This window comes from Cloacibacillus sp., from assembly GCF_020860125.1.
GTDB lineage: Bacteria > Synergistota > Synergistia > Synergistales > Synergistaceae > Cloacibacillus.
In genome coordinates this window covers 21,686-27,685 of the sequence record NZ_JAJBUX010000049.1, presented here as the reverse complement: position 1 = coordinate 27,685, position 6,000 = coordinate 21,686, and the positions used below count along the sequence as shown (strand labels likewise).

Genomic DNA, 6,000 nt, shown 5'->3' with positions numbered 1-6,000 from the left:
GTGGACAAAGATGGTAAGGTTACCGCCGTAAGCGAAGGGACATGCGTGATAACGGTGGTCACCGAAGACAACAGTTACAGCGCCTCCTGTGATGTGACGGTGAAAGAGGCGCCGCAGAAGCCCCGTTTGGCCCTCACGCCGGAGGCGATGACGATAGGCATGGGAATGACGGAAAAGATAAAGGCCGCCTTCCATGGCATAGTCGAACAGCCGCTGACCTGGAGCAGCAGTAAAAAGTCGGTCGCCACGGTGGGGCAGGACGGAACGGTGAGCGCTGTAAGCAAAGGAAACTGCGTGATAACGGCGGTCACCGAAGACAACAGTTACAGAGCCTCCTGCGATGTGACGGTAAAAGAGGTGCCGCAGAAGCCTGCTCTGATCCTCACGCCCGCGGCAATAACGGTCAGCAATGGAATGACGGAAAAGATAAGAGCTACCTTCCAGGATATAACCGAACAGCCGCTGACCTGGAGCAGCAGCAAAAAGTCGGTCGCCACGGTGGAGCAAGACGGAACGGTGACCGCCGTAAGCGAAGGGACATGCGTGATAACGGTGGTCACCGAAGACAACAGTTACAGCGCCTCCTGTGATGTGACGGTGAAAGAGGCGCCGCAGAAGCCCCGTTTGGCCCTCACGCCGGAGGCGATGACGATAGGCATGGGAATGACGGAAAAGATAAAGGCTGTCTTCCATGGTATAGCCGAACAGCCGCTGACCTGGAGCAGCGATAATGAGTCGGTCGCCACGGTGGAGCAGGACGGAACGGTGATCGCCGTAAGCGAAGGAAACTGCGTGATAACGGCGGCCACCAAAGACGGCAGTTACAGCGCCTCCTGTGATGTGACGGTAAAAGAGGCGCCGCAGAAGCCCGCTTTGATCCTCACACCCGTCGCAATGACGGTCAGCAGGGGCGTGACGGAAAAGATATCCGCCGCTTTCCGGGGGATGGCCGAACAGCCGCTGACCTGGAGCAGCAGCAAAGAGTCGGTTGCCACGGTGGACAAAGATGGAACGGTCACCGCTAAAGGCGAAGGAACCTGCGTGATAACGGCGGTCACCGAGGATGGCGCGTACAGCGCCTCCTGCGAGGTGAAGGTGATGGCGGCGACGGTGGTCCACAGCGGCGGCTCAGGCGGCTGCAACGGAATCGGCGCCGGCGCGCTCGCGCTGCTGGCCATGCTTCCCTGCCTGCTGATAATGGGCAAAAGGGAGAGATAGGCGGTACCCGCCTATATGTGGCCGCCTCAGAACCACGGCGGCCTGACGAAGTGAATTTCTAAGGAAAGCAAAAGAGGCGCGCCGCCAGTGCGCGTCTCCTTTGCCCTTATGCTCTCTTACGCGAAAAATTCTTCCGCGTATTCCACCGTCGCCTTGGGCGCGGGGAGCCCTTCGCGCAGAGGCAGAGCCATGAAGTTTGCCTCCGGCACGTCGAAGGGCGCTTTGATGGCAAACTCCGACGCCGGGCGGTATCCGGCGCGCGGATAGTAGCTTTCGCTTCCCAGGACGACGGAAAATTCGTAGCCGAGCTCTTTGGCGATCCGGTGTCCCTCCGCCATGAGCCGCGAACCGACGCCGCGCCGCTGGAACTCCGGCAGGACCGAGAGCGGCGCCAGCGCCAGCGCGCGGGCCTCTCCGAGGCCGATCCTGGTAAACATGATGTGGCCGACGATCCGTCCCTCTTCTTCCGCGACAAGCGAAAGTTCGGGTACGAAAGCGCCGCTTTTTCTGAGCCGCGCTACAAGCTCATGTTCGGTGCCGTCGTGGTGCTCGGCGTTTTCAAAGGCCCTTTCCACTACACGGCAGACCTCGGCGTGGTCTCTTTCCTCTTCTCTTCTGTATATCATTTTGTCGTTTCCTCCATTATCAATCATATGCCGCTGGTGTCACTCTGCGGCGGACAGCGTCTCAGTTTTTTACGATTTTATCGGGCGTGGAGGGGTAGACTTACGGGAGACTTTGCCCATACGTAACAAAAGGTACAGCCAAAACGGTGCCCGGTGAGGTGCCGTTTGCAGGTGAGCCCGTCACCGCCCTGTATGAAGCAAAACCGCATACCAACATAAGACGGTATAAAAACACCGTTTACGCAGTCCCCTTATGCGGTTTAGTCTCCCTTACAATGCGGTCAAACAGGCACCCCTTGTGTAATTCGTTTTTTCAACGATAGCATCAGGTGCGGAGGTTGTCAACAAAGGGAGCGGCGGCACGGTCCCCGCGCCGCTTTTTGCACGTTCGCGGCGTTCGCCGCCCCGTAAATACTCACGGTGACGTTTCTCTGATTTTCTCTTTGACGGCGTTGATATTCGGTATTTGCGAGGCGGTGATGGCGGCGAACATCATTAAACAGCCGGAAATTTCTCTGGCGTTTAATCTTTCTCCAAGTACGATCCACCCGGCAAGAACGGAAAATACCGATTCAAAGCTCAAGATCAGCGCAGTCGCAGCGGGCTGGACGTTTTTTTGTCCCAGCGCCTGCAGCGTATAGGCGATGCCGCAGGAGAATATCCCGGTGTATAAGACAGCGCCGACGCTGACGGCTGCTGACTGCCGGAGCGGGTTTTCCACTATAAACGCGGCGATTAGGCTCAGAATGCCGCAGACGAAGAACTGCAGGCATGAAAGCCTGACACAGTCGACCCGTGAGGAAAAATAGTCTATGGCAAGGATATGGACGGCGGTGGAAAAGGCGCAGAGTAGGATCAAGGCATCGCCGAATCCAAAGAGGAAACGCTCATTGACGCAGAGGAGATACATTCCGGCGATGGCAAGAATGATGCACCCCCAAGTCCGAAGAGGGAGCGCTCTGCCGAAGAACAGCCCCAGGGCCGGTACGATGACGATATACAGGGAGGTGATGAAGCCGGCCTTCCCCGCCGTTGTGCCGGCGATGCCGATTTGCTGCAGCGACGCCGTGATGAAGACGATCCCTCCGCATATAATCCCGCCAAAGATCAGGAGGCGGCTCCGGCGGGGAACAGATGGAGGGACGCTGACGGCAGGTTTTTTAATCAGGAGGATTGGCAGCAGCACCATCCCGCCGAGCAGGAACCTTGAGGCGTTGAATGTGAAGGGGCCGGTATGGCTGGCGGCGATGCTTTGCGCCGTCAGGGACGTTCCCCAAATTAAGGTCGCGGTGATCAGCATAATGGAGCCGGTGAGTTTGTCCTTCAAGGCAGATTTCCCCTTTTTTAGTATGTAACGTTTATAATGCTATAATAATAGTTACAATGCGGTTTAATAATATGCGATACATATGTAACTGTCAATAATATTTTTATTAGTTACTAATGGTAATGTCGAGTGGAGGGATAGAGGATGGATTTTCTTTGCCTGGATTTTATAAACAGCCGCTGGCAGGCTACGCATAAGCCGTTCAAAGACCCGATGAGGGATATGGAGTGGCTGGCGTCTTTTTGCCGCCGGTGGGAGCTGCCGGAGATTATGGCATCGGCGAGTGATATTGACGATCTTCTGCGGTTTCGTGAGGATATGTTTCAGATGGCGGTAAAGTTCTGCGTAAAGGGGACGATGGAGCCGTCTGATGTTGATAAATTAAACGAGGTGCTGGCAAGGGAGAGGTCGCATAAGATGATCGTCTGCCGGGAGGGCCGTTATCTTTTGCGGACGGTTCAGCGAACGGATGATCTTACTTGGGTCGCGTGCCAGGTGGCGCTCTCGTTTGCGCGTTTGGCGGCGGAGTTGCCGCCGGGCCGCGTCAAGAAGTGCGGTAACCCGGAGTGTGACTGGATTTTCTACGACGACAGCAAGAACCATACGAGAAAGTGGTGTGACAACAGATGCGCCAGCCTGATAAAGGTGCGCAGGCACCGGGCGGTCAGGAGAGAGAACGGCGGCGTCGAGGAGAGGGCGCCCGCTTAAGCTTTGGATGGGATATGCCGCCTCCGACGGCCTTTTTTGTTGTAATGTGGGGCGGCGGCTATTTTTTATTTACCAGCCAGATGCCGCTCATGATCATCGCCGCGCCGAGCAGGAGCCAGAGGGTGTAGCGTTCGCCGATGAGGAAGTAGGAGATGACCATGCCCGCGACGGGCTGGAGGAACTGGAAGACGATGAGTTTCGCGACGGGCATCACGGCGAGGGCCTGGTACCAGAGCAGGTAGGCGAAGGCCGAGGAGAGCGCGCCGAGGAAGATTATCGAGAGCCAGGTCTGTACGGTGAAGGTGGGTATCTGGGAGAAATCGGTGCCCACGATGAAGCTGGTGGCGAGCGCGTAGAGGAAGGCAAAAATCATCTCCCAGAAGATGGAGAAGGCGGGAGACATTTTTGCTTTGAGGAATTTACGCGAGATGACGAGGAATACGGCCCAGTTGAGCACGGAGAGCAGGATGATGTAGTCGCCCACGGTGCCGAAGGAGCCGGTTTCGGCGGTCTCTTTCACCGTTCCCCAGGCGAGCACCATCATGACGCCGGCGGCGGAGAGGATGAGACCGAGCACGCCGGCGCGCGAGATTTTTTCCCCGAGGAAGACTCGCCCGAGCACCGCAACGATCGCGGGAGAGGCGACCATCATCCAGTTCGCGTTGCCCGCGCCGGCGGTCTTCATCGCCACGGCCTGTATCCCCTGGTGGAAGAAGATGCCCTGAAAGCCGATGAGGAGCAGTATGACCGCCTCCTCTTTGGTTGGCAGCCGCAGGCTCTTTTCAAAGAGACAGCCGGCGGCGAGCACGGGGATACCGAAGAGGAAGCGCAGCAGCAGGATCAGCGAGGGCTCCGCCTGCGCGAGCGCGTATTTTGTCGAGGCGAAGCTGCCGCCCCAGATCGTGACGGTGACGAGAATGATTATATAGTCATAAAGGCGCGGTCCCGCCGGACGCGCGTTGTCGAGTTCTCCCGATGGCATAGGAACGGAGACACCTCCTTGATAAAAATCTGCTGAACCAGGAGAAATTATACCCTTATTTCACCGTTATGAGCGCATAAGGCGCTCTTAATTATTCGTCTTCCCCGGACGGCGGGCCACGGGGCGGCGTATAACGCCGGAAGACGATTTTATTTTTTTTGTACGGCGCTTCCTTATAACTTCAAAGATGCCAACGTTCGGGAAAACGAATCAAAGAGCAATTTGTTATATTTGAGGAATTCGTCCGGCAGCCTGCTGTTTGTCTGAAGCATGCCGAGTCCGTTGAAGATGGAGGTAATGACGACGGCGACCTTCTCCGCCTCGATATCCCCGCGCATCATTCCGCTCTCCTGGGCTCTGGAGATGTAATCGGTCACGATGCTGCGTTCATGGTACAGCACGTCGTCAAACATTTTGAAGATGGCCGTCCTTATTTCTTCCGGCCATTTGTGATTTTCACGAAGCAGGCGATAGAGTTTGACATAACATTCATCTGAGATCGGACGGTTAAGTACCATTTCGTAAAATGAGTAGAGGGTGTCGTCCGACTGGGAATCGGCGAGGGAATTCACCGCATCCTGCAAGACGAGGCCGCAGTGGCGTTTCACAATATGCAGCAAGATGTCCTCTTTATTTTTGAAATGCCAGTAGATGGCGCCCTTCGTCACGCCGAGTCTATGGGCGATACTCGTCAGAGACGTTTTGGAAAAACCGTTTTCTATGAACATGTCAAGGAAAGTATCGAGCACCTGGCTTCGCGTTTTCTCCGCCTGCTCTCTTGTCCTGCGCAAAAATATTCCTCCCCGTTCCACTCTTGTTACGTCATTTTTATAAACATATTTATATAATGATACCATATTTCAAGCGCGGTCAGCTTTTTATAAATGAAGCTGACCAACAGTGCATACTGTTAGCGGCGCTGCGACGCGTCTAACCAGAAAATAGCCGTGTGCGGCCCCCCGTAACACCGCGCGAATGAATGTATTTCTTGTCAAATTGCCGGCCGGCATAAATATGAATTTAGCTGTTTGAGGTACAGCAACGGTTGGATTTTCATTAATTACATACTATTAGACATTTTTTATTTTTTATTAAAACTTACAGATAGTAATTTTGTTATCATGCCGCCATCTCCTATG

At 55.2% G+C, this 6,000-nt stretch carries 6 protein-coding genes; 2 read left to right on the top strand and 4 right to left on the bottom strand.

From position 1 onward, the window contains the following. On the top strand, positions 1 to 1,218 hold a 1,218-nt coding region (locus LIO98_RS06490), incomplete at its 5' end, for an Ig-like domain-containing protein (RefSeq protein WP_291954426.1). Between the two features lie 116 nt (positions 1,219 to 1,334). On the opposite strand, the gene LIO98_RS06485 is transcribed toward LIO98_RS06490, so the two are convergent. Continuing rightward, entirely contained in the window at positions 1,335 to 1,844 is a 510-nt protein-coding gene (locus LIO98_RS06485) for an N-acetyltransferase (protein ID WP_291954423.1), read from the bottom strand. 415 nt (positions 1,845 to 2,259) lie between these two features. Beyond that, positions 2,260 to 3,171, bottom strand: coding sequence for a DMT family transporter (locus LIO98_RS06480; RefSeq protein WP_291954420.1), 912 nt, complete (start codon positions 3,169 to 3,171; stop codon positions 2,260 to 2,262). A 144-nt stretch (positions 3,172 to 3,315) separates the two neighbouring features. Between LIO98_RS06480 and LIO98_RS06475 the strand changes: the two genes are divergently transcribed. Beyond that, the gene (locus LIO98_RS06475) at positions 3,316 to 3,879 is read left to right on the top strand and encodes a CGNR zinc finger domain-containing protein (RefSeq protein ID WP_291954417.1); all 564 of its coding nucleotides are present in this window, start codon (positions 3,316 to 3,318) and stop codon (positions 3,877 to 3,879) included. 58 nt (positions 3,880 to 3,937) lie between these two features. Here LIO98_RS06475 and LIO98_RS06470 read toward each other — a convergent pair whose 3' ends face one another. Together LIO98_RS06470 and LIO98_RS06465 are read right to left on the bottom strand one after the other, a co-directional pair. Further along, positions 3,938 to 4,861, bottom strand: a complete 924-nt coding sequence (locus LIO98_RS06470) for a DMT family transporter (RefSeq protein WP_291954414.1) — start codon at positions 4,859 to 4,861, stop codon at positions 3,938 to 3,940. A 173-nt stretch (positions 4,862 to 5,034) separates the two neighbouring features. After that, the gene (locus LIO98_RS06465) at positions 5,035 to 5,652 is read right to left on the bottom strand and encodes a TetR family transcriptional regulator (protein ID WP_291954409.1); all 618 of its coding nucleotides are present in this window, start codon (positions 5,650 to 5,652) and stop codon (positions 5,035 to 5,037) included. Between the last annotated feature and the right edge of the window lie 348 nt (positions 5,653 to 6,000).

Excerpts from the sequence above, each read along its gene's own strand:
- LIO98_RS06485 (WP_291954423.1), bottom strand. The coding sequence starts at position 1,844 with ATGATATACAGAAGAGAAGAGGAAAGAGACCACGCCGAGGTCTGCCGT.
- LIO98_RS06475 (WP_291954417.1), top strand. The coding sequence starts at position 3,316 with ATGGATTTTCTTTGCCTGGATTTTATAAACAGCCGCTGGCAGGCTACG.
- LIO98_RS06470 (WP_291954414.1), bottom strand. The coding sequence starts at position 4,861 with ATGCCATCGGGAGAACTCGACAACGCGCGTCCGGCGGGACCGCGCCTT.